Raw genomic sequence first — 23,839 nt, 5'->3', positions numbered from 1 at the left:
TATCGGAGTTTATCGATCTACTGATGGAGGTTGCGGCCGATCGCGAAGATCGCGTGCTCCTGCGCCTGGAAGATCACGTCGTCGATGATCTCCGGCGGGATCCCCGCGTGGTGCATCGCCTCGGCGTTGCGCGCCAGCACCTCGACGTAGTCCCAGCGCGCCAGGTTGGCGTGTTCGTAGAGCCCGAGCGCGCGCTGGTAACGCCCGACGATCACGTGTACGTCATGCGACAGCGCCAGAGCCGGGTTGTCTCGTGAGATGCGGCCGGCCAGTCGCTTGGTGACATGCCCGCGCACCTGGAGCCAGGCGTTCGACAGAACCTCGTGCCGCTGGAGGCCCGGTGCCGGATCGCCGTAGCGGATGACGTCACCCTCCCGTGGGTTCCCGCCGCGCGACCGGAACTGCCGCCGGGGCCGGGCGGGGCGGCGGGGCGCCGTGATCCGGCCGGTACGCCGGGTCCGCGGCATCTTGATCCCCTTCAGCGCCTTGAGCGAGAGGGCGACATCGACGGCGGCGAGGATGGTCGCCAGCACCGCCTCGAGTGTCTCCTCCGACACGTCCTCGGCCGACATCAAGCCGGCGCCCGCCGCCGCCCGGACCTCGGCGACGTCCATCCACGCTGCTACAGCGGAGCCGCCGCTGAGCGTGATCGAAAGGTAGCCACCGATGCCGGGGACCAGCATGAGCAGGAGTCCCGCGGTCATCCGCAGGGCCGCCTCCTCCCGCTGATCCGCGCCGCGTCGCCGCAGCATGTCGTCCACGGCCGCACGCTTGCGCGGATCCTGGTCGACGCCGAGTTCGGTGCGGAGCCGCTGGGTCGTCGACGGCGAGTCCAGCGGGTCGAGGCGGCCGGAGGCCAGCGCCTCGCGTGCGGCACGGCAGTCGGCCTGGACCTGGCGCAACCGGCTCAGGACTCCCGCCCGGCGCTGGTCTCGTGTCCCGGTGCGGGCGCCCTGCCCCTCCTCCAGGCGGTGCAGGCCGAGCGCGGGTACGGCCTCCACCAGAGCGCCGCGGGCCTCGGTGAGGTCCTCGGCGTCGGCCGCCGCCGTCGCCGCCCGGTCCGCCGCGAGATCGGCCGCGATCTCCCGTTCCGGGTCGACGCCGTGCTCGGGGATCAGGATCTCCGCGCGGCGCGCCTCCTGCCGGGCGGTGGCCATCTCCAGGATCGCGGCCGTCTCCCGCCGTGCGAGCTGCTGATCGACGAGGACAGCCTCCTCGAACTCGGCCTGTGCCGTCTCGCTGGTCAGCCGGCCGGTGAACCGTTCCTCCAGCGCCTCCGCCTCGGCCAGGTTGGTGTTGACGGTCTTGATCGCGCTTCGCACCGCGAGCCGGCGGAACGCCTCGCCGGTCGCCTGCGGAGACGCCTCGGGATCCGCCAGGCGGTCGCGTTCGCGCGCCTCGGTAGCCCGGTCGGACGCCATGGCCTCGGCGGTGGGCGCTCCGACCACGCCGATCTGGGTGCTCAGCCGCAGCGGCGGTTCCGGATACCGCAGCCCACCGCCGGAGCCGGGCAGCCCCTCGACGACGATGTCCACGGTTCCGGACTCGCGGAGCTTGAGGAACCCGACCCATCCGTTGTCGCTCAGAAGCGGATTGTCGGCGGGCGGCCCCTGCAGCCGCAGCTCGACGACCTCCGAACGGCTGGTGACGCGGGCTACCGGCGAGCGGAGAAACGCGCCACGGCGACCGACGTCGTTGCGCAGGCGGATGGTCAGCACGGTCCCGGCCAGGACGACGCCGCCCGGGTCCAGCTGGAGGTACCAGCGGAGCCCGCCGGTCACGTCCTGGTCCCGGCCGGCCGAGGCTCTCAGGTCGGCGTTCGCGCGAGCGTTCCCGCCCGGCTCGGCGGAGGAGTCCCGCACCGAGACGGCCGGCGCGGTGTCGCTCGGCCTCGTCTCGGCGACGGCCGGTGCCTGTTCCGCGGACTGCTTCGTCTTCGAAGCCATGTCCGCAGTGTGCGCGGCGCCTGGCACCGGCCGCCATGGGTCAACGGATCCACGTCGGCAGCCCTATCGAATCGGGACGAGGGTCCATTGGAGGTTGCCGGCTGTGTCGTGCCAGGCGCGTTCGCCGGTTCCCGGGCCGAAGCGCTTGCGGACCGCGTCGGCTGAGCCGCGGGCGGAGAGCAGCAGGTAGCGGACGCCGTGCCCGGCCGGGTCGGCGAGGGCGGCCGGGAAGTCTCGGTCCGGTGTGATCACGAACTGGTCGGGATTGTCGCTGGCCAGGACGACGCCGAAGGCGTACGCGGCGTCGGTGAGTACGGCTCCCTCGCCGAGCCCGAGGCGGTCCAGGTCGGCGGCGACGCGGCGGTTGACCTGGGCCAGGCCGCGCGTCCGCGCGGCGCCGGCGGTGGTGAACCACTCCGACTCCTCGCGGGCGAGTTGCGGGCGGCTCAGCGTGACGAGGCTGCTCGGCACCGCGACCAGGACGGCCGCCAGCACGGCGACCAGCACCGGGGTGCGCGGGCGGGCTCCGGCCAGCAGGTGACCGGCGAGCAGGACCGCCAGCGGGACGACGGCGATGTGGAACCGCAGCCAGCCGAACGAGGTGCCGGAGAGGAACGCCAGAACGTCGAAGGCGAGCACCGAGCCGAAGACCGCGACCGGGGCGAGCACCATCGGGTCGCGGCGGCGCCGGGCCACCACCAGTGCCGCGACGAGCAGGAGCAGCAGGAACGGTGCGAGGCCGAACATCTGCTGGAATCCGTACGCCAGCCGCGCGCTCAGGTCGGCGCCGGTCACCGAGGCGATCCCGCCGGCGTTCGCGGAGACCTGGGCGGAGTTGCCGTACTGGGAGGAGAACGTGGCGAACCACTGGCCGACGATGAGCTTGCTGGCCAGGGCCCAGAGCACGACCGCCAGCACACCGGGCAGCGCCGCGATGACCGCGTCGGTGCGGGCGGTGGCCCGGTCCCGGGTGCGCCACCAGGACACCAGGAAGACCAGCACGGGTACCGCCGCGACCGGGGCGAGCGCCTCGTAGCGCGCGCCGTACGCGAGACCGAGCGCGAGCCCCAGCGGCACGAGTGACTCGGGACGGCCCTCGGCGAGCCAGATGGTCAGGGCTCGGACGGCCAGCATGAGGCAGAGCAGGAAGCACGCCTCGCTCATGCCGTTGCCGGCGTAGATGACGATCATCGGGTGGAGGGCGAGCGCCGCGGTCAGGAGCAGCCGGGGCGTCCTTTCCACGCCGGAGCGCCGGAGGATGTCGTGCCCGACGGCGACCACTGCCGTCATCAGCGCCGCGGAGACCAGCACCACCAGCAGGCCCTGCTGGGTGAGTGCGGGGAACAGCAGGCTCAGCGGCAGGAACGGCAGCAGGATCAGCGACGGCAGCGGGTTCCAGACGAAGCCGATGGCGGCCAGGTGCGGGTCGCGGCTGAAGATCGTGTAGTACGCGTTGGCGATCCGGCTGGCCGAGTCACCGGGCACCAGGTCGTTGCTCCAGAACCAGAGCGCGGCGAGCAGGTAGAGCGTGGCGACCGCGGCCAGCGTGATCTTCCGCGATTCAGTCGGCATTCGCGGCCGCCTTCGGCAGGTGCAGCCCGTGCGTGGTCTTCTCCCAGTACGACGGCTTGAAGATCAGCTGCCAGGCCGCCTTCGCGCCGGCCAGGCTCATCATCGCCCAGTAGACCGGGGAGAGCAGCGCCGTGCCGAGCAGGTCCGGGCGGTCCATGGTGCGTGCCGAGAGCACGTTCAGATAGATCACCGTGGCGTTGCCGAAGACCAGGCAGAGCACGCCGAGGTAGTAGTACGGCGGAATGAAGATCTCCTCCAGGATCGGTGGCCGGCCCAGGAACCAGAGGATCGTGGTGGCCCAGAGCACCGCGTTGAGCAGCGCGGCCAGGGGTGTGCCGCCGACGAAGAGGTTGAGGCAGAGCAGGCCCCGCCAGCCGAGCTGACGGACCGTGGCCCGGGGTGCGCGCAGGTGCACCAGCCACGTCATCAGGTAGCCCTTGTACCAGCGACTGCGCTGCTTGATCCAGTTGATGAAGTCGGAGTTCGCCTCCTCCAGCGTCACCGAGTGCAGCACGCCCACGCGGTATCCGGCGCGGGCCAGGCGGATGCCCAGATCCGCGTCCTCGGTCACGTTGTACGGGTCCCACGCCCCCAGTTCCCGCAGTTCACGGGCCCGGAAGTGGTTGCTGGTGCCGCCCAGCGGGATCGGCATCCGCAGCGCCACCAGTCCCGGCAGCAGTGACCGGAACCAGGTCGCGTACTCCAGCGCGAACCATCGCGTGATCCGGTTCTGGTCCACGTTGAAGTAGCCGAGTTCGGCCTGCAGGCACACGTACGACGAGCCGAGCCGGCGCAGCGCCACCACCGCCCGGCGCAGCTGCAGCGGGTCCGGGACGTCCTCGGCGTCGTAGATCGTGACGAACTCGCCGGTGGCCACCTCCAGCCCGACGTTGCAGGCCTTCGGTTTCGTCTTGGGCTGCGACTCCGGCACCACCAGGATCCGTACGTGCTCGCCGGAGACGGCCGCTTCGGCGGCCGCGATGGTCTCCCGGTCGTCCTCTTCGAGGAGCAGGATCACCTCGAGCCGGTCGCGCGGGTACTCCAGGGCGCCGAGGTGCGTCATGAGCAGGCCGATCACGCTCGGCTCCCGGTACGCCGGCACCAGCACGGTGTAGACGGGCAGGTCGGCGTCCGGCACCGCCCGGGCCTCCTCGTCGCTGACGCTCACCCGGTGGTGCCCGCGCCCGGCGGCGTACACGAGCACGACCCGGAAGACGATCGCGGCGGTGTAGGCGAGGGTCACCAGCGCGACGATCGTCTGCAGGACGGTCATCGGGCGCAGGACGGCGATCACGGTGAGCAGGACGAGCGCCACGATCAGGCCGGTGCGCTGTGCCCGGGAGAGGACCACGTGTGCGGAGTGCCTCATCGGGCGAGTCCCGTCGCAACGGCCGCCGCCAGCAGGGCGACCAGGGCGTACCGGGCACGGGGCAGGTACTGGGCCGGCGACGTGCTGGGCCGGGGAGCCCAGCCGCGGATGAAGAACACGGCGACGGCGGCGAGGGCCGCGTCCGTGAGGATCGGCAGCTGCGCGACCCGGAACGCCTCCGGCCCGAACAACCGGCCGGTCAGCAGCACGGCCAGCACGAGGCCGACGGTCGCGGCGGCCAGGACGGCGGAGGCGACGGCCGCCTTGCGCAGCGCGCGCAGGCTCGGACCGAAGATCACGACGGCGCTGACGACCAGGCAGACCACACCGCCGGCCAGCGCCAGACCGGGAAGTTGCGAGGTGGGCAGCAGCAGGCCGGCGGTCTCCAGCCCGCCGTCGGTCGCGGTCGGCCCGCCCGGTCGTCCGAGCAGCTCCACGGCCCGCCGCAGCCCGGCGTCGACCGTCTCCCGGACCTCGCCGACGCCGCCGATCGTCACCAGCGGCAGCAGCAGCGCCCACCGCATCCGCGCCACGGCCCGCGTGCCGACCAGCAGGATCGCGGCACCGGCCAGGAACGCCAGGGCGGCCGGCACGAGCCAGGCGGTCCGGCCCGGCATCAGCACCAGCAGGGTGCCGGCGGTCGCCAGGAAGGCCACCGCGAGCAGCCCGTCGACCTGCCGGTCGTGCACGTCCGGCTCACCGCGCGGCGGGCGGACGCGGCCGGCCACCAGAGCCGCGCCGGCGGCCACCGGGATGATCAGCGGCACCGCGGGGCCGCGCGTGGTGACGCTGTCCCAGGCCATCGTGGCGAGCGCGGGGAAGGCCGCCGCGGTCAGCAGGGCCGCCAGCCCCAGACGTACGCGTGCCGCCCGGCGCAGGCGCTCCAGCCCGAGCGGCGCGCCGTAGACCCAGCGGGTGGTGACCGCGTACCGGATCAGGAAGACGGCCACGATGGCGAGCACGTTGGCCGGCAGGTAGTGCATGCCGGCGTACTGGACCAGGGCGAACAGCAGGCCCAGGTGCACCGGCGTGAGGGTGTTGTTGAGCAGCAGGAACCGCCCGAACCGCCGCCCGCGGGCGTGGTCGCCGGGTGGCATCACCAGGTTGTCGACGACCGCGAAGTTCCACACGATCGCGACCTGCACGGCGAGCAGGGCGGCCAGGAGGTAGGGCAGTCCGGCGACCTCGCCGAGGAGCCAGAGGGCCGCCGAGTTGACCGCGGTGCCGAGCGCGCCGGCGACCGCGAAACCGGTCATCCGGCCGGGTGCCGACCGGGGATGGCGCATCGTGGCCAGCCGCAGCAGCGTCAGGTGCCGCAGGTAGCGCAGGCCCTCGCGGAAGGAGGCCTTGCTCTCGCCGGCGGCGCGGGGCTGGAACGTGTACGGGACCTCGGTGACCTGCCGGATCCGGGAGCGGACCAGCACCTCCAGCAGGATCTTGTAACCCTTGGGGCGCAGATCGGCGATGTCGACGGCGGTTCGGCGTACCGCGAAGAAGCCGCTCATCGGGTCGGTGACCGTTCGCAGCCGGACCGGGAAGAAGACCTTCGCGAGCGTGCCGGAGGCGCGCGAGACGATCCGGCGGAACCGGCCGCTCAGCCCGTCCACCCGCCCGGCGACGCGGTACCGGCTGGCCACCACCGCGTCGGCCTGGTCGACCTGCGCGGCGGCGAGCAGCTCCGGCACCGTCTCCGGCGGGTGCTGCAGGTCGCCGTCCATCACCACGATCCACGGCGCCCGCGCCGTCTCCAGCCCGGCCGTGACCGCGCCGCCGAGCCCGCCTTCGCGCAGGCCGGCCGGGCGGTGCACCAGCCGTACGCCGTCCGGGTCGCGATCGGCGCACGCGGCGATGACCCGCGGTGTGTCGTCGTCGCTGTCGTCCACGAACACGATCTCGCCGGGTGTCGCGCCGAGCGCGCCCCGCAGCCGTTCCACCAGCGGTTCCACATTGTCCGCCTCGTTGCGGGTGGGAACCACCACGGTGACGGCTGGTGGTGCTTTCAGCCGAAGCGTCACGACGTCTCCCCCTGGGTGAATCGGGCGACGGCTCCGCCGCCTGCCTCGTAGTACTCGACGACGACGGTGTGCTCGCCCGCGCCGACCTCGACGTCGGCGGAGAACGTGGTGGGGCCGTGGTCCGACCAGCCGTCCACGACCGTGACCCCGTCGAGCAGCACCCGGATCCCGTCGTCGCCGGTCGCGGCGAAGCGGTAGGTGCCGGCCGGATAGGTCGCGGTGCGGGTCCAGCGGGCCGAGAAGCCGTCGGCCGGTATCGCGGGATCGGGTGAGCCGTCGCCCCAGTCGAAGGCCACGGCGTCGTCCTGCCTGGTCACCGCGGGCTCGCCGGTGAGCGTGCGGTTCGGGAAGTACTCGGCGGTCCAGGTGTCGACCGGTCCGACGTCGCCGATCCGCTCGTAGCCGAACCGGGCGAGGGCGCCGCCGCCGTTCTCGAAGTACTCCACCCGGATCTGGTGCGGTCCGGACAGCAGCAGCCGGTCGGTGCTGAACGTGTCGTTCTGGTTGACCCACTTGTCGACGATCGGAGCGCCGTCCAGATAGACGCGGATGCCGTCGTCGCTGGCGCCGCTGAACCGGTAGACGCCGGCGGGCAGCACGTCGGTGCGGGTCCACCGGGCGGAGAACCCGTCGGCCGGCAGCGCCGGGTCGGGTGAGCCGCCACCCCAGTCGAAGGAAATGGTCGAATTGTCGGCTTCGAGGACCGGTTGGCCGCTCAACCCGGGGTTGTCGAAGTACTCGGCCGTCCAGTCCGGAGGATCGGGTGCCTCGCCGGTCTGCCGGTATGCCAGCTTCGCGACAGCGTCCCCGCCGTTCTCGTAGTACTCCATGATCACGGTGTGCGGGCCGCCGCCGAGCAGGGTGCTCGCGGTGTGCGCGGTGGCACCGGAGTCCGCCCAGGCGTCGATGATCCGCAGGCCGTCGACGGTCACCCGCACGCCGTCGTCGGCGGTGGCGGTGAACTCGTACTCGCCGGGCGCGAGCGCGAGCGTCCGGGAGTACCGGGCCGCGAAGTGGTCGGCAGTGATCGCCGGGTCCGGGGAGCCGAGCGCCCAGTCGTGGTCCACGGCCGGCTCCTCGCGGGTCAGCGTGGGCGTGCCGGCCGGGAGGGTGGGCGCGGACCCGGCGCCGGGAGTGTTCCAGTACTGCGCGGTCCACGTGTCGGCCGGCTGGTCGATCGCGGCGGCCCAGTCCAGCTTCGCCATCGCGTCGCCGCCCTCGTCGAAGTACTCGAGGGTGATCGTGTGCGTGCCGGCGCCCAGATCGCCGATCCAGTCGTACGCCGTACCGGACTGGCCCTGCCACCTGTCCAGGACCAGCCGGCGGTCGATGTAGAGGCGCACCCCGTCGTCGGAGACCGTGGTGAACCGGTACCGCCCGGCCGGGAAGTGCTGCTTCTTGGTCCAGCGCGCCGAGAAGTCGTTCGCCGGCACGGCCGGGTCCGGTGCGGCCTCGCCCCAGACGAAGTCAACCGCCGGGTCGGTACGGGTCAGCACCGGTGTGCCGGACAGGTTCTTCCCGGCGTAGAAGGTGGCGGCGAACGGCGGCGACGGCACGTACGTCGCGGTGTACGTGCTGTCGTCCTCCGGCGTTTTGATCGTGTGCCGGATTCCCTTCCCGTCCGACCATCCCTGGAACTGGTAAACGGTGCCGTCCTCGGCGACGGCTGTCGGCGGCGCGTACAGCTCGCGCTGGAAGCCCTCGACGCCGAGCACCTCGTGCGGTGGCTCCACCGGGACCCCGTCGAGGTACGCGGTGAGGCCGGGCGGGCTGGTGGCGACCGTGAACGTCGTGGTGACCGGCCGGATCTCGATCGACTTCGAGGTGCTCAGGCCGTTGGCGTCGGTGGCCGTCACCCTGATCTCGTACCAGGTGTCAGCCGAGGACTCGCCGGTGTCCGGGATCGTGAACTGCCCGGCGCGGCCGGTCAGCGGGCCGGCGAACGGGTGGATGTGGGTGTGGTGGTGCAGGATCACGGTGGTCCGGATGCCGCTGTCGTCCAGGTCGAACCCGGCGGCGTCCTGAGCGAACGCGTTGTACGTGATCACGTCCCCGGCGCGGTACGACGACTCGTCGGCGGGCACCGCGACGGTCACCGTAGGCGCGATGCCGACCTGGATGATCAGCGGGATCGAGGTGCCGTCGTTGCCCTCGCTGTCGGTCACCGTGAGCGTGGCGGTGTAGACGCCCACGTCCGGGTAGACGTGGACCGGGTTCGCGTCGGCGCTGGTCGTCCCGTCGCCGAAGTCCCAGGCGTACGTGAGCGGATCGCCGTCCGGGTCGGAGCTGCCGGCGCTGGAGAAGTGCACGGTCAGCGGGTCGAGACCCTTGTCGACGTCGGACGTCGCGTTGGCGGTGGGGGAGTGGTTGCCCAGGCTGTAGCTGACCCGGTAGAGCCGCCCGGGGATGTAGGTCAGGTAGTAGAGGTCGCCGTCCGGCCCGACCTTCAGATCGACCACCGCGCCGGCGGTCGCGTCGAAGTCCTCGACGGCCGTCGCGTTGCCGTCCTCGTCGAGGATCGCGCGCCGGATGAAACCCTTGGCGTAGTCGGCGAAGAACAGGTTCCCCTGGTACTCGGGCGGGAACGTCTCACCTCGGTAGACCGGTCCTCCGGTGGCGGCGGCGCTCTCGCCGTCGTGCGCGTACACATGAATGGGGTTGATGAATCCGGCGCAGTTGGCCGTGCACATGCCCTCCTTGAGCGGCCACCCGTAGTTGCCGCCCCTGACGATGTGGTTGACCTCCTCCCAGGTGTAATCGCCCACGTCGCCGCCGTAGAGCTTCCCGGTGAGGCTGTCGAACTGGAAGCGCCACGGATTGCGGAATCCGTACGCCCAGATCGCCTGCTCCCTGCCCGCCTGCCCGGCGAAGGGGTTGTCGGCGGGGATCGAGCCGTCCTTGTTGATCCGCAGGATCTTGCCGTGCGGGTTGGAGAGGATCTGCGCGTTGCTGGAGTAACCGTTGTCGCCGACCGCGAAGTACAGCTTGCCGTCCGGGCCGAATCGGATGCTCCCGCCCACGTGCAGGTGCTGGGAGAGCGATTCGGTGCGGAAGATGGTGTACGGGCCGTCGGTGCCGACGTCGCCCGAAGCGTCGAAGCGGACCAGGCGGTTGTGCAGGTCGAGACCGGTGTAATAGAAGTACACGTAATGGTTCGCGACGCCGAATTCCGGGTCGAACGCGATGCCGATCAAACCGCGGTCGCCGGTCGGCTCGGAGGGCAGCACGGCGAATGGCGTGGCCAGCAGATGTCCGTCTTTGAAGACCTTGATGGTGCCGGCGCGCTCGAGGATGAAGATCCGGCCGTCCGGGGCGATCTCGAACCCGCTGGGCTCGTCCAGATCGCCGCCGACGACCAGTGATGTCTGGAAATCCGCTGGTGGTGCCGCATATGCCGGTGGCGCCGCCGCGAGGATCAGCGCAGCGACGATGAGCATGATCAATCTTGATTTCATGACGCCCCCCGGGATTCGAACCTAGGAGAGCGTTATTTCCGGGCCGGGGCCGGACGTGCAAAGCGCAGTGACACCGGCGAGTCCACTGTGTTTCGACAATGGGCCGCCGACATTTCGGCGGCCCATTTACCGGCTTTTACCGCAAAGGAACGTCCACGTAGGATCCGCCACCGATGGTGACCGAATCTCCCGAAGTGTTCTCGTCGTAGTAGAGCGGGTCGACGGTGTCCACGACGAGGGTCAGCGAGTTGCCCGCCGGCAGGTCGTACGCCGTCGCCGGCAGCGTCACGTCGACGTCACGGGAGCCGCCGGACCAGGAGGCCGGCGCGTGGCTGATCAGCTTGGCGTTGCCGAGGGCGTCCAGGTCGTAGAGGTAGGCGACAACGGTTCCGGACGCCTCGCCGGACAGTTCCAGGTGCACCCTGGCGGAACCGCGGATCTTCTGGGTGGTGGACGGGCGCTCGGCAGCCCAGACGCCGGCCCGCCCGCGGTCGACGAACGGGAGCCAGATCTTCGGCTGCTCGCCGGTGATCGCGGCGGCGCCGTTGGTGATCAGGACGATGCCGCCGTTCGCGACGGTGTCCCGGTCGGTGGGGATGGTCTTGGTCCAGCCCGAGGACGGGTCGCCGCCGAGCAGGCCGGTGCCGTCGAGGACGCGGATCCGGCCGAGGCCGTACCTCCTGGTCTGGTTGTTGATCTCCGACCACTGCGGGTAGGCCTCGCCGGAGGCGTTCAGCGGCTTGACGTAGACCGGGTTCGCGGACGTGGTGCCGGTGCCGGCCAGGTGCTGGTCGAGCCAGGAGTACAGGCTGGTCCAGACGTCGTTGGGCAGGCCGAGTACGCCGGTCAGCTCCGCGATGGCGTGGTCGCCGGGCCGCAGCTCGAGGCGCTTGGGGCCGGTCAGCCGGCCGTAGAAGTCGACGAGCTGGTTCGGCGGGAAGAACGTGTCGCCCCAGCCGTTGGCGATCAGGACGGCCGGCTGGTTGGCGTTGATCCGGTCGAGGTAGGTGGCGGCGGAGCGTACCTTCGCCCAGGCCATCACGTCGGCGACGTTGCGGTTGGCGTTGAAGTCGGCCATCTTCGCGGTCAGCTCGGCGCTCGGCTTGCCGACGATCTGCGCGGCCAGTTCGAGCAGGCCGGCCGACTGGCGGTGACGGGTGCTGTCGGAGTACAGCGAGTAGACCAGGTCGGTCCAGCCGCTGAGCACGCCGACGACGCGGATCCGCGGGTCGAACGCGGCGCCGAGCAGGCTGATCCCGGCGCCGTACGAGATGCCGGCCGCCCCGATCCGGGCCGGGTCCGCAGCGGTGTTCGCGATCGTCCAGTCCACGACCCGGGTCAGATCGGCCATGTCCCTGGGACCGGCCGTGTCGATCTCGCCGCCGGAGAGCCACCAGCCGCGCGGCGTGTACGAGACGACCACGTAGCCGCGCCCGGCGAGGACCTTGGCCTGCGCGAGGTACTCCAGGTCGTTGAGGCCCCAGCTGGACGGCAGCACGACCGCCGGATATCGCCCGGCGGCGGCCGGGGCGATCACATTGGCCTTCAATATCACGCCGCCGTCGCCGGTTATGTCGACGGCCTTGAATCCGGTGGTGGCCGCCGCGTGCGCGGGGCCGGTCACGCCGACGAGCGTTGCGGCCGTGATCAACAGGGTCGCGAGCAGGGGGAACCAACGACGAGGCGCCATGCGCACTCCTCAGGACGGGGATTTTCACGGGTATGGCGACGCGTCGTAGCGGCAGCGTAGGAACCGGTTCCGAGAATTTGAAGATGGTGACATTCTCGTTACCGGCTAGTAACGTGACTCGTCGGTAGCAAAGGGGGTGGCAGGTGCTGTACGGGACCCCGACCGCACGACGCCGGGACGCCCAGCGCAACCGTGCGGCGATCCTGGAGGCCGCCAGCGAGGTGCTCACCGCGGGCGAGGCCGTCGCGCTCATGCCCGAGATCGCCCGCCGCGCCGGGGTCGGCCAGGCCACGCTCTACCGTCACTTCGCGGATCGGCACGCCCTCGTCGGCGCTGTGATCACCTACCAGCTGGACCGGCTCGACGCGCTCATCGCGGAGCACGCCGGCCAGCCGGCCGAGTTCCGCCGGTTGCTCTGCGAGGTGCTGCACACCCAGATCGCCATGCGCGGTCTGGTGAGCCTCGTACGCCGCCTCGACCAGGTCACCCAGGACCGCTACCGGCAGCGCGCCGTCGCCGCCGTCGCCGCGCCGATGAAGGTCGCCCGCGAGCAGGGCTTCGTCCGTGCCGACCTGGTCCCCGACGACCTGGCGCTGCTCTTCGCGATGGTGCAGGGCGTCGCGGAGGGCACCGACGACGTCGGTGCGGCACGGGCCGCCGCCGACCGGGCCGTCGACCTGATGCTGGACGGCGTGTTCCGCGGCTGACGTGTTCGGGGGCTGATGGCACTCAGATCGATCTCCGCGCTGCCGATTCCCCATTTCAGTGGCTCTCAGGCTCTGAACAGCGGCGGTGACGGTGCACGGTTCGGATATCTGCGCGATCAACGCGCAGGAACGCGCGGAGCTCGAGCGGCTCCGCCAAGCGGTGTCCACCGCACCGAGCGGCTTCATCTCGATCGACGAGGCCGGCGCGATCACCGCATGGAACGACGCGGCCACCGGACTGCTCGGCTGGACCGCGGCCGAGGTGGCCGGCCGGCCCATCGCCGAGACCCTGATCCCCGAGGAGATGCGCGCCGCGCACGCCGCCGGGATGGCCCGGTACCTGGCCACCGGCGAACCGGTCGTGGTGGGCCGGCCGGTGGTGCTGCCGGCGCTGCACCGTGACGGCCACCGGGTCGAGGTGGAGCTGACCATCTGGCCGTCCTGGGTGCAGGGGGAGCGGCAGTTCTACGCGTTCCTGCGGGACACCTCCGCGCAGCGGGCGGCGGCTGAGCGTACGGCGCGGCAGACCAGTGCGCTGCTGTCGACGATCGAGGCGCAGCGGGCGGTCACGGCGGTGGCGTACGACCGGGAGCTGGCCCTGCGCGTCGTCGCCGAACAGGCGATCTCCGGATTTCCGGCGGCGTCCGGCGCGGTGGTCGAACTCCTCGACGGCGATGACCTCGTCTACACGGCCGTGGCCGGCACGCTCGCCCGGCAGAAGGGGCTGCGCCTGGTCGTCAGCGGTTCGCTCAGCGGCGTCGCCATCGCCGGCCGCACCGTCGTCCGCTCCGCCGACACCGAGACCGACCCGCGGGTGAACCGGGACGCCTGCCGCGAGGCCGGGATCCGGTCCATGTGCATCGCGCCGCTGTACCAGGCCGACGAGCCGATCGGCGTGCTCAAGGTGTCCAGCGACAGCCCGGACGCGTTCGACGCGGCCGACGCGCACCAGCTCGAGCTGCTCTCGGCGAGCCTCACGTCGGCGCTGCGGCACGCCGAGGACTACGCGCGCAACGCGGCCCTGCTCGCGCAGCGCGAGGTCAGCGACAACCGGTTCCGGCTGACCTTCGAGAACTCACCGCTCGGGCTCGTGCTGGCCAGCGTCCACCCCGCGTCGTTCGGCAAGTACCTGCAGGTCAACTCCGCGATGTCGGCAATCACCGGGTACAGCACCGAGGAACTGACCCGGATGAGCTTCGCCGACCTGCAGCACCCGGACGACGCGGCGGTCACGGCCGACACCCTGAACCGGATGCTCGCGGAGGGCCAGGACTCGATCCGCGCGGAGAAGCGGTACATGCACAAGGACGGCCACGTCATCTGGGTCGCGGTCCGGGTCGCGGTGGTGCGCGACGCCGAGGGCGCTCCCGCGTACGTCGTGGTCCAGGTGGAGGACGTCACCGCGCAGCGCGCGACCAACTTCCGCATGCACCAGCAGGCGAAACTCCTCGAGCTGATCCCGGCGGCGGTCATCATCCGTACGCTCGACGGCCGCATCCGCTGGTGGAACGCCGGCGCCCAGGCGTTGTACGGCTGGTCGCTGGAGGCGGCCCGCGGCATGGTGACGCACCGGCTGCTCGGCACCGCGTTCGTCGACTCCGGCTCGCTCGCCGAGCAGAACCGTGCCCTCGAGGTGGACGGCCACTGGGAGGGCCAGCTCCAGCGGCTCACCGCCACCGGCCGCAAGGTCACCGTGCTCTGCCGGCAGGTCGTCTACCAACCCGAGCCCGGCGGCGACGGTCCCGGCGAGATCCAGGTCCTGGAAGTGAACACGGACGTCACGGCGGCACGCGCGGCCGAACAGGCCCTGGCTCTCAAGGAGCAGCGGTTCCGGGCCCAGTTCACCCACTCGGCGGCGGGCCAGATCATCGGCGCGCTCGACGGCACCATGATCGCGGTGAACCGGGCGTTCGCGTCGATGGCCGGGCGCCGCACCGACGAGATCGTCGGCCGCAACGTCAACGAGCTGTTCCACCCGGACGATCTCGCGTACGCCCACAACCTGGTCGCCAAGCTCTTCGCCGGCGAGGCCGACAAGTACATCCAGGAGTGCCAGGTCCGCCACGTCGACGGCCACTGGGTCGACATGGAGGCCACGGTCTCGCTGGTCCGCGACGCCGACAACAGCCCCAAGAACCTGATCATCGTGATCACCGACATCTCCGCACGCCGCGCGGCCGAACGCGCCCGTGACCTGAACGCCGATGCCCTGTCCGAGCGCAACGCCGAACTGGAAGCCGCCAACCAGCTGAAACTCGACGTCATCGGCATGCTCGGCCACGAGATCAGCAACCCGCTGGCGGCGATCCTCGGATACAGCGACCTCCTCGCCGAGGAGATGCCGGAGGAGACACCGAACGGCCGCGCGGTCGCGGTGATCGGCCGTCAGGCCCAGCGCCTCGACGGCATCGTCCGCGAGGTCCTGGCCATGGTCAGCATCGACGCCGGCAACATCAACGCGGTCCGCCAAGAGGTGGCCCTGCGCGCCGAGATCCGACAGGCCCTCGAGTCCACCGGCCACGGCCACGTACCGGTGATCGGCGGCGACGCCCGGATCCTCTTCCACCCCGGCCACCTGCAGCAGATCCTGGTCAACCTCCTCTCCAACGCGGCGAAGTACGCCGGAGGCGCCACGTCGGTCCGCATCGAGCCCACCCCGGCGGGCGTCGCGGTGCACATCGAGGACAACGGCCCCGGCGTCCCCGACGAGTTCCGCCCCCGCCTCTTCGACCGCCTCACGCGAGCAGAACGCGACGCCGGCACCGTCCGCGGAACCGGCCTGGGCCTGTACATCGTCCGCAGCCTCGCCCGCGCCAACCACGGCGAGGTCCGCCACGAGCCCCACCCCGCCGGCGGCTCGATCTTCGTGCTGGAGACCGAGCCAGCTCGCCCGACACCCTGACCGCAACCCTTCGGCACCGCCCACGGCAACCGCCCCCGCCGACAGGACCGGTATGCAGACGCTGATCGCAGACTTCGCGCCCACTGTCGTCGCCGGCCTCGCCGGGATTCTCGGCGTGTACGCGGCGGAGGGCATCCTGGAGCGCCTGCGCCAGTCGGGCCGCTGCCCGCGCCGGTGGCGCTGACCGTCCACACCCGAAAGGCGTCAGCGCGCTGAAGGGTTCCGGGGATCGTCGGAGAACTGAGCGACCAGGAAGTCGAGTCGTTCCTCCCGCCACTCCGAGGGGATGCGCCCGCTGTCCGACAGGACGGCGATGCCGTGCAGCGTGCTCCAGACCACCTCGGCGAAGAGCCCTCGTCGCTCGTTGTCCGGCCGGAAGCAGCTGACGAACTCGTCGAAGCAGGACCGCAGCGGCGCCGGTGTCTCGGTGCTCGCGAACTTCAGGTCGGTTGGCAGGACGAACATGGCCTGATACAGCGCGGGCCGCTCGGTCGCGAACGCGAGATAGGCGCCGGCGACCGCCCGCAGCGCCTGCTCCGGGGCGGCCTGCCGGGCCCGGCGCAGTTGAGTGGCGAGCTCACCGAAGCCGTCCAGCGCGACGGCGCTGACGATCGCGTCCTTGCCGTTGAAGTGGCTGTAGAGCACCGGCTGGCTGTACTCGACCCGCTCCGCCAGCCGCCTGGTCGTGACCGCCTCCCAGCCCTCCGTCTCGGCGAGCTCGCGCGCGGCCGTGATGATCAGCTGATGGCGGTGGGCGCGCTCGCGTTCGCGGCGCTCGCTGATGGCGGACATGCCCTCATGCTAGCAACGCTAGACATTCTGTCGTGGGCAATCTATCGTCGCTAATACATCTAGCGGCGCTAGGAATCTCGGGGGACCTCATGCTCACGACCATCGCCAACGTGCTCACCGGACTGATCGGCGCGGGCTGTGTCCTGATGGGAGCGCGCGTCTTCTGGGCGCCGCGGGGCGCAACCGGCTTCGGCATACCCGGCACGCCGACCGGGGACCCCACCTTCCAGGCCTGGCTGAAGGTCAAGGGCGTACGCGACATCGCCGCCGGTGTGTTCCTCTTCATCCTGCTGGCCGGGGCGACACCCCACCTGCTGGGCTGGTTCATGCTGGCGGCCACCGGCATCCCCGTCGGCGACGCGCTGATCGTCCTGCGGAGCAACGGCCCCCGGGCGATCGCTTACGGCGTCCACGGAGCCACGGCCGCGGTCATGCTGGTGATCAGCGTGGTCCTGCTCATCTCCTGACCCGAGGAGTCCTTCATGCTCAGTTTCAAGATCACTCCCATCGGTACGGTGAAGAACGACCGCACCGATGTTCAGCACACCGACAACTGGGGCGCGGTCCGCAGCACCATCACCGTCGACGAGCGCTTCGGGGACGCGTGCCTGCAAGGGCTGGAGGGCTTCTCCCACGTGGAGGTCCTCTTCGTCTTCGACCAGTTCCCGGCGGACGGCGACTTCCGCGAACCCCGTCCCTACCGGGGCCGCGCGGACCTCCCACCGGTGGGCATCTTCGCGGGCCGCGGCCCCCGCAGACCGAACCGCATCGGCGTGACGAGCTGCGCCATCGAGTCGGTCCGCGGTCGTGAGCTGACGGTTGTGGGCCTGGACGCCGTCTCCGGCACCCCGGTGATCGACCTGAAGCCGGCGATGCGGGAGTTCCTCCCCACGAACGTCGAACAGCCGGACTGGGTCAGCGACCTGATGTCGGAGTACTTCCAGCCGTGACGATAGGTTCGGCGGTATGAGTGACGACACCCTGCGTTCCGTGTCCCTGCAGCGTACGGACCTCGGCCGCTACGAGGTTCGCAACGCCCGCGGCGGCACGATGACCATCGGTGTCGGGGAGGGCACCGACTTCACCCCGGTGGAGCTGCTGCTCGTGGCGCTCGGCGGCTGCACCGGTGCGGACGTGGACCACATCGTCAGCAAGCGGGCGGAACCGGAGAGCTTCTCCGTCCACGTCACCGCCGACAAGGTACGGGACGAGACCGGCGGCAACCGGATGGTCAACCTGGCGGTGGAACTGCGCGTCACGTTCCCGGAGGGCGCCGGCGGCGACGCGGCCCGCGCGATGCTGCCACGCGCGGCGAAAATGTCCCACGACCGGCTGTGCACCGTCTCGCGAACGATCGAACTCGGCACCCCCGTCGAAACCCGCACCGAGCCGTCACCCGCGGACGCCCCTGAGCCGAGCTGAGCGTCAACGTCCCCCGGTCACGGGTGGTGCGGGTCGCAGACGAGTTCGAAGACCTTGCCGTCCGGCGCGCGGAAGTGCTGCCAGAAGTAGCCGTCGCCACCGGACGACTTGTGGCCGATCAGTTCGGCACCGGCCTGGCGCAGTTCCTCGATCGCGGCGTCGATGTCGTCCACCAACAGGCTCGCCACCACCTTCTCCACAGCGAACTGCTCGGGTGGATCCGTGGCGCCGGGGCCGAAGATCTCCAGCTTGTCGCCGCTGGGGAACTGGAAAACCGCGAAGTCGGGCCTCTCGTAGGCCACCGGTACGCCGACCACGCCGGTGAAGAAGGCTCTCATCTGCTGGTAGGAGTCGGTCTTCACGCCGACCCAGGAGATTCCTCGAACTCGCACGGGTGCCAGGGTGCAACTTCAAGTTGTCTTGAGGTCAATGGCCGGGAAATCTGGTTACGCTGCGCAGACCTGAACCCAGTGACCGAACCGGAGGCACCGGCGATGCGCCACGACGCTGATCCGATCTCGGCCGCCTTCCCGGACGTCGAGGTGCCGGTGGGCGGCACCGCAATCGATCCGCTGGGGCCGAACCTGTGGTCCACGGCCGGAGAGGTCAAGCTGACCGGTGCGAAGGTCACCTATGAGCTGAGCGGGGCGGCCGGCGTGCGGATCACGCCGAGCGAGCAGGGCGGCGGGGAGTGCGAAAACCCTTCAACGGTACGGGTGGTCTGCACCGATCCGCGGGTGCTCTCGTTCGAGGGCGAGACCATCGAGGCGTATCTGCCCGTGGTGGTGAAGGCCAACCGGACCGCCGAGGTCGGCGACACCGGGACGGTGGCCGTCACGTTCTCCGCCGACGGCATCGCACCGATCAGCGGCGTCAGTGAGGTCCGCGTGATCGACGGCCGGGAGAGCCTTCCGATCACCGGCCCCGGGCCGGGACTGACCGGCGCGGCAGTGCTCAGCCTCGGAGTCCTGTGTGTGCTGGTGGCACGCCGCCGAGCACCGCTGAGATGAGGGACGAGTTGCTCCGGCTCCGGGCGAGCACCGAAGCCGAAGCCGCCACACTCGCCGCGAGTCTAGAGGCGCTGTTCGCGGCCTCGCGGGACTCGAACGCGGACGACGAGCACGACCCCGAGGGCGCCACGATCGGCTTCGAGCGGGCCCAGCTGACCGCGCTGCTGGCCGCCGCCAGGGAGCGCATCGCCGAGGTCGACGAAGCGCTCCGGCGGGTGGACGACGACACCTACGGCGTCTGCGAGCGGTGCGGCCTGCCGATCGCCTCGGACCGGCTAGCCGCACGACCATTCACGAGATTCTGTATTAAATGCGCTTAAAAGACGATCGTCCATCCCTCTCGCCGAGACTGGTCGGAGGTGTAGGCGACACCGTGAACCTTCAGCCCCTGCTTGTTGAGCAGCGTGATCGCCCCACCCCGATTGCTCAGCGCGGCCGGCGCGGTGACCCGGATCTGCCGGACCGCCCCCGCCGCGAGTGACCCTTCGAGCGGCTGCCGCCCCAGAGCCGTGTGCAGCGACCAGCCCGTCAGATCGATCTCCAGCGGGGTGGTGTTGAGGAGAGTGACCGTCTCCGGTTCGGGTGCCGGGCCGGTCGGGTTGACCAGCGCGGCCAGGATCCGCACCAGGTGGTCGGGTTCGCCCGGTCCGGGTACCGGCGCGGGTCCCGGGTTCGGGATCTCGGTCAGCGGGTGGCCGGTGATGTCGTCGGTGTGCCAGACCTGGGACTGGAAGGCCAGGAAGATCGCCACCCACTCGTCGGCCGCGGGGAAGTGCAGCAGGAGCGCGCCGTCCTGATGGACGCCGTTGTCGCCGGCGAAGCGCCCCGCGTTGCCCTGGTTCATGTGGATGTCGTGGACGCCGTTGCCCGGCTGGAAGCGGAAAATCTTGTCCGGGGTGGTGGGTTCGGGTCCCCAGGCCTCGCCGAAGACGTAGGCGCGGGCCGTGTCGTCGCCCAGCGCGCGGCGTACGTAGTGGTCGAGGAAGTCGCCGAGGTCGTTCTCGGGGCCGGGCGCGGTGGTCGGGACCGGGCGCATCTGGTCGCGCTGGAACAGGTTGCCCCGGATGAAGTCGAGGGCGGCGCCGCCGGCCCGGCTCTCCAACTCGGTGAAACCGTCGGCCAGGTCGCGGAGCTTGTCGGTGACGGGGTGCTGGAACCGGTCCACCCCGAGGTACAGCAGGTCCGGTGGGGACTGCTGGGATCGCACATTGACGGCCGCTCGGTAGTCCACACCGGACGCCCGTAGGTGGATCTGGTAGTGCGGGGTGTCGGTGGTCTCGATCCGGCGGTCGATCACGGCGGCGCGGAGCACGCCGTATCTCTTCAGCGGCATACCGCACAGTCAACGCCGACCGGCGGCGGCTGTCCGTCAGCCGCCCGACAGCCTCACCCGTAAGGTTCGCGCGGCCGTCTCGAGCAGGTGCCGGCGCAGGGTCTCGTCGTCGAGGTCGACGAGCGCGTCCTCGGTGCCGGCCAGGACGAGGCCGCCGGCGACCATCGCCACGTCGACCCGGGTGGCGCCGTCCGGGTCGGGCCCGGTCAGCAGGGTGACGACGCGCTGGACGGTGGCCATGGCCGGGTGTTTGCGGACCAGCCGGGCGACCACCGGGTCGAAGCTGAGCACCCGGGACAGGCGGCGGTACTCGACGACCAGGTCGACGACCCCCTCGAGGACCACGCGGCGGCGGGCGGCCGGACCGCGGCGGCGCTCGGCGGCCTCGGCGATGGGTTCGAGGCGGGCCAGGGCCGGGTCGATCACCGCGAGGACGATCTCCTCCTTGGTGGGGAACTGGTGGTACACGGCCGCCTTGGTGACACCGAGAAGGTCCGCGATCATCTGCAGCGACGTGCCGCTGACGCCGTGGTCGGCGAAGAGCTCCAGTGCCGCGGCGAGTACCCGGTCCCGTGCGTTCACCGCCAGATCGTAGCGAGATCTTGTCGCCGCCTAGCCGATCGGCTACCTTCCCGCATAGCCGAGCGGCTAGGAGGCGTCGTGAGTGAGTCCTGGGATCGTGAAGTAGATGTGCTGGTGGTGGGCACGGGAGCGGCGGGCATGACCGCCGCGATCGCCGCCGCCGACGCCGGTGCGAGCGTGTTGATCGTGGAAAGTACCGGCAAATGGGGCGGCACCACGGCGCTCAGCGGCGGCGGCCTGTGGATGCCCACCAACCCGCTGGTCCGGGGTGACTCGGTGGAGAAGGCGCTCACCTACATGGAGGCGGCGATCGGCGAGGCGGGCCCGGCCAGCTCGCCCGGGCGCCGGCGGGCGTTCGTGGAGACCGTCCCTGAGGTGTACGCGTTCCTCGAGCGCCTGGGCGTCCGATGGACCGCCTCCAAGGACTATCCCGACTACTACCCGGACCGGCCGGGCGGGATGGTCGGGCGTGGCATCGAGGTCGAGCCGTTCGACACGAAGAAGCTCGGCGAGTGGTACGAGACGTTCCGCGGCCGGGACAGCCTGCCCGCACCGCTGAAGACCGACGACGTCTGGCTGCTCTCCCGCGCATGGTCCACGCCGAGCGGCTTCGTCCGGGGCGCGCGCTTCGTCTTCCGTACGATATGGGGTCTTGTCCGCGGCAAGCGGCTCTTCGGTCTCGGCTCCGCGCTGACCGCGAGCCTCTTCACGATCCTGCGTGAGCAGGGTGTCGAGGTCCTCCTGAACTCACCGCTGACAGATCTGGTCAAATCGGACGGAAAAGTAGTGGGCGCAATCATAGGGCAGAATGTCCGAATTAAAGCCGCGAAAGGCGTCATCCTCGGCGGCGGCGGCTTCGCGCACAACACCGAGTGGCGCGAGAAGCACCACGGCGTCCAGGGCTACAGCTCGGCCGCCGAGGGCGACCTGGGCGAGCCGATCCGCATCGCGACCGAGGTGGGCGCGACAACGGATCTGATGGACGACGCCTGGTGGGGCGCGTCGGTGCCGCTTCCCGGCGGGGAGCACCACCAGTTCATCCTCTCCGAGCGGTCGATGCCGTTCAGCATCGTGGTCGACGAGACCGGTGAGCGGTTCACCAACGAGTCGGCCAGCTACATCGACTTCGGGCACGCCATCCTGGAACGCAAGGCCATCCCGAGCTGGCTGATCGTCGACGTCCGGCACCGCCGCCGCTACCTGTTCAACGCTTTCCTGCAAGGCACGAAGAAGCTGCGGGAGGCGGGCATCGTCCGGTCGGCGGACACGATCGAGGAGCTCGCGGTCGCGCTCGACATGGAACCGGCCCGGCTGCGCGCCACCGTGGACCGGTTCAACGGGTTCGCCCGCACCGGCGTCGACGAGGACTTCGGGCGGGGCCGCACGGTCTACGACAACTACTACGGCGACCCCGGAGTCAAGCCGAACCCGAACCTCGGCCCGCTGGAGAAGGGCCCGTTCACCGCGGTCCAGCTGGTCCCCGGCGACCTCGGCACCAAGGGCGGCCTGCTCACCGACGAGAACGGTGCCGTCATCGGGGTGCCCGGCCTGTACGCGGCCGGCAACACCACCGCCTCGGTGATGGGCCGCACCTATCCCGGACCCGGTTCGACGATCGGGCCCGCCGTCGTCTTCGGCTACCGGGCCGGCCGGGACGCCGCGAGCCGATCTTCCTGAGAGTGGCTCTCAGCTTCGCTGGGTAATGTAGGAACTTCGCATCACATCAGCGAAGGAGTTGATTTCCGCCGTGGGCGGATACGGGTGGCAAGTTGTCCTCGTCGTAGTGCTTGTGCTGCTCAACGCGGCTTTCTCCGGCAGCGAGATGGCTCTCATCTCGCTCCGGGAGAGCCAGCTGCAGCGGCTGGAGCGGCAGTCCCGCACCGGCCGGACACTCGCCAGACTGGCCCGGGACCCGAACAGGTTCCTGGCAACCATTCAGATCGGCATCACGCTCGCCGGGTTCCTGGCCTCGGCCGCCGCGGCGACCACGCTGGCCCAGCCGCTGATCGAGCCGCTCAGCGGCGTTGTCGGCACGGCCGCCGAGCCGGTCGCGATCGTCCTGATCACCATCGTCCTGACGTTCTTCACGCTGGTCGTGGGTGAGCTGGCACCGAAGCGGATCGCCATGCAGCGCGCCGAGGGCTGGGCCATGCTGATGGCCCGCCCGCTCGACGTGCTCTCCACGCTGTCGCGCCCGGTGATCTGGCTGCTCGGCAAGTCCACCGACCTGGTGGTCCGGCTCGCCGGCGGCGACCCGGACGCGGGCCGCGAGGAGGTCAGCACCGAGGAGATCCGCGACATGGTCGCGCAGCAGCAGGACATCACCGCCGAGCAGCGCACGATCATCTCCGGCGCGTTCGAGATCGCCGACCGGATCCTGCGCGAGATCCTGGTCCCGCGCCGCGACGTGCTGGTCCTCCCGGCCGGCACACCCGCGCCGGAGGCGCTGGACCGGCTCGTCAAGGACGGCCACTCGCGCGCTCCGGTGACCGGCCCGATGGGCCTCGACGACGTGCTCGGTGTGGTGCACCTGCGCGACCTGATCGGTGCGCAGGGCCCGGTGCAGGACTACATGTTCACGCCGCTGTTCCTGCCCGAGACGCTGAAGGTGTCGGACGCGATGCGCCAGCTGCGGGTCCAGCGCCAGCAGTTCGCCATGGTGGTCGACGAGCGCGGTGCGATCGACGGCATCGTCACGATGGAGGACCTGGTCGAGGAGGTCGTCGGTGAGATCTACGACGAGACCGACCGCGACGTGCAGTCGGTGATCCGGGAGGAGGACGGCGCGATGCTGCTGCCGGGCACCTTCCCGATCCACGACCTGCCGGACATCGGGGTGGACATCGAGGAGACCGACGCCGGGGACTACACGACGGTGGCCGGGCTGGTTCTCGCCCGGCTCGGTCACATCCCGACCACGCCGGGCGAGATCGTGCGGATCGACGGGCACTCGGCCGAGGTCGTGGAGATCACCGGCCGGGCCATCACGCGCCTGCGGCTGCGCCCGCTGGCCGAGCGCGAGGCTGAGGACGTCCCCGCCTGAT

At 70.7% G+C, this 23,839-nt stretch carries 20 protein-coding genes; 10 read left to right on the top strand and 10 right to left on the bottom strand.

The features are described from left to right. Positions 1–17: 17 nt before the first annotated feature. The 6 genes from AB0M02_RS14855 to AB0M02_RS14830 form a co-directional block, all read right to left on the bottom strand. On the bottom strand, positions 18–1,946 hold the full coding sequence (locus tag AB0M02_RS14855; RefSeq protein ID WP_364226462.1) for a hypothetical protein: 1,929 nt from the start codon (positions 1,944–1,946) through the stop codon (positions 18–20). Positions 1,947–2,009: 63 nt separating this feature from the next. Next, positions 2,010–3,518, bottom strand: coding sequence for a hypothetical protein (locus AB0M02_RS14850; RefSeq protein WP_364226460.1), 1,509 nt, complete (start codon positions 3,516–3,518; stop codon positions 2,010–2,012). Then, positions 3,508–4,887, bottom strand: a complete 1,380-nt coding sequence (locus AB0M02_RS14845; RefSeq protein ID WP_364226457.1) for a glycosyltransferase — start codon at positions 4,885–4,887, stop codon at positions 3,508–3,510. The genes AB0M02_RS14850 and AB0M02_RS14845 overlap by 11 nt, the downstream gene beginning before the upstream one ends. Beyond that, positions 4,884–6,902 (bottom strand): glycosyltransferase family 2 protein, encoded by a 2,019-nt coding sequence (locus AB0M02_RS14840; protein WP_364226454.1) that lies wholly within the window; start codon positions 6,900–6,902, stop codon positions 4,884–4,886. The genes AB0M02_RS14845 and AB0M02_RS14840 overlap by 4 nt, the downstream gene beginning before the upstream one ends. Continuing rightward, complete coding sequence (locus AB0M02_RS14835; RefSeq protein ID WP_364226451.1) at positions 6,899–10,339, bottom strand: PA14 domain-containing protein; 3,441 nt, start codon at positions 10,337–10,339, stop codon at positions 6,899–6,901. The genes AB0M02_RS14840 and AB0M02_RS14835 overlap by 4 nt, the downstream gene beginning before the upstream one ends. 154 nt (positions 10,340–10,493) lie before the next feature. Continuing rightward, positions 10,494–12,047 carry a CocE/NonD family hydrolase gene (locus tag AB0M02_RS14830; protein WP_364226448.1) on the bottom strand — a complete coding sequence of 518 codons (1,554 nt, stop codon included), beginning with the start codon at positions 12,045–12,047 and terminating at the stop codon, positions 10,494–10,496. 143 nt (positions 12,048–12,190) lie between these two features. On the opposite strand from AB0M02_RS14830, the gene AB0M02_RS14825 reads away from it, so the two are divergent. The 3 genes from AB0M02_RS14825 (at position 12,191) to AB0M02_RS14815 (ending at position 15,840) form a co-directional block, all read left to right on the top strand. Then, positions 12,191–12,754: a helix-turn-helix domain-containing protein gene (locus tag AB0M02_RS14825; protein WP_364226445.1), complete on the top strand. Its 564-nt coding sequence runs from the start codon at positions 12,191–12,193 to the stop codon at positions 12,752–12,754. A 91-nt stretch (positions 12,755–12,845) separates the two neighbouring features. Further along, positions 12,846–15,656: a PAS domain S-box protein gene (locus tag AB0M02_RS14820; protein WP_364226442.1), complete on the top strand. Its 2,811-nt coding sequence runs from the start codon at positions 12,846–12,848 to the stop codon at positions 15,654–15,656. 52 nt (positions 15,657–15,708) lie between these two features. Next, positions 15,709–15,840, top strand: a complete 132-nt coding sequence (locus tag AB0M02_RS14815; RefSeq protein ID WP_364226439.1) for a hypothetical protein — start codon at positions 15,709–15,711, stop codon at positions 15,838–15,840. A gap of 20 nt (positions 15,841–15,860) precedes the next feature. Here the strand turns inward: AB0M02_RS14815 and AB0M02_RS14810 are convergent, their stop codons facing one another. Continuing rightward, positions 15,861–16,448 carry a TetR/AcrR family transcriptional regulator gene (locus AB0M02_RS14810; RefSeq protein ID WP_364226437.1) on the bottom strand — a complete coding sequence of 196 codons (588 nt, stop codon included), beginning with the start codon at positions 16,446–16,448 and terminating at the stop codon, positions 15,861–15,863. Positions 16,449–16,537: 89 nt separating this feature from the next. Between AB0M02_RS14810 and AB0M02_RS14805 the strand changes: the two genes are divergently transcribed. From AB0M02_RS14805 to AB0M02_RS14795, 3 genes are read left to right on the top strand one after another with little or no spacing between them, the layout of a single operon-like run. Continuing rightward, positions 16,538–16,915 (top strand): DUF4267 domain-containing protein, encoded by a 378-nt coding sequence (locus tag AB0M02_RS14805; protein WP_364226434.1) that lies wholly within the window; start codon positions 16,538–16,540, stop codon positions 16,913–16,915. 15 nt (positions 16,916–16,930) lie between these two features. Continuing rightward, positions 16,931–17,398, top strand: a complete 468-nt coding sequence (locus tag AB0M02_RS14800) for an SAM-dependent methyltransferase (protein WP_364226431.1) — start codon at positions 16,931–16,933, stop codon at positions 17,396–17,398. A 16-nt stretch (positions 17,399–17,414) separates the two neighbouring features. Beyond that, positions 17,415–17,870 carry an OsmC family protein gene (locus AB0M02_RS14795; protein ID WP_364226428.1) on the top strand — a complete coding sequence of 152 codons (456 nt, stop codon included), beginning with the start codon at positions 17,415–17,417 and terminating at the stop codon, positions 17,868–17,870. A gap of 17 nt (positions 17,871–17,887) precedes the next feature. Here AB0M02_RS14795 and AB0M02_RS14790 read toward each other — a convergent pair whose 3' ends face one another. After that, on the bottom strand, positions 17,888–18,262 hold the full coding sequence (locus AB0M02_RS14790) for a VOC family protein (protein WP_364226425.1): 375 nt from the start codon (positions 18,260–18,262) through the stop codon (positions 17,888–17,890). Between the two features lie 78 nt (positions 18,263–18,340). Between AB0M02_RS14790 and AB0M02_RS14785 the strand changes: the two genes are divergently transcribed. Next, entirely contained in the window at positions 18,341–18,880 is a 540-nt protein-coding gene (locus AB0M02_RS14785; RefSeq protein WP_364226423.1) for a hypothetical protein, read from the top strand. Continuing rightward, positions 18,877–19,200, top strand: a complete 324-nt coding sequence (locus tag AB0M02_RS14780; RefSeq protein ID WP_364226420.1) for a TraR/DksA C4-type zinc finger protein — start codon at positions 18,877–18,879, stop codon at positions 19,198–19,200. Before AB0M02_RS14785 ends, AB0M02_RS14780 begins: the two co-directional genes overlap by 4 nt. Here the strand turns inward: AB0M02_RS14780 and AB0M02_RS14775 are convergent. Both AB0M02_RS14775 and AB0M02_RS14770 read right to left on the bottom strand, forming a co-directional pair. Then, positions 19,197–20,213, bottom strand: a complete 1,017-nt coding sequence (locus AB0M02_RS14775; protein WP_364226417.1) for a DUF2278 family protein — start codon at positions 20,211–20,213, stop codon at positions 19,197–19,199. The genes AB0M02_RS14780 and AB0M02_RS14775 overlap by 4 nt on opposite strands. Before the next feature lie 36 nt (positions 20,214–20,249). Next, entirely contained in the window at positions 20,250–20,795 is a 546-nt protein-coding gene (locus tag AB0M02_RS14770; protein WP_364226414.1) for a helix-turn-helix domain-containing protein, read from the bottom strand. Positions 20,796–20,873: 78 nt separating this feature from the next. Between AB0M02_RS14770 and AB0M02_RS14765 the strand changes: the two genes are divergently transcribed. Then, a complete protein-coding gene (locus AB0M02_RS14765) occupies positions 20,874–22,472 on the top strand; it encodes an FAD-binding protein (protein ID WP_364226411.1) in 1,599 nt (532 codons plus the stop codon). Positions 22,473–22,542: 70 nt separating this feature from the next. After that, positions 22,543–23,838: a hemolysin family protein gene (locus tag AB0M02_RS14760; RefSeq protein ID WP_364226408.1), complete on the top strand. Its 1,296-nt coding sequence runs from the start codon at positions 22,543–22,545 to the stop codon at positions 23,836–23,838. Position 23,839 lies beyond the last annotated feature (1 nt).

The organism is Actinoplanes sp. NPDC051861, assembly GCF_040681145.1.
GTDB lineage: Bacteria > Actinomycetota > Actinomycetes > Mycobacteriales > Micromonosporaceae > Actinoplanes.
Note: the sequence above shows the minus strand (reverse complement) of the source record. Positions and strands in the feature narration are given on the sequence as shown.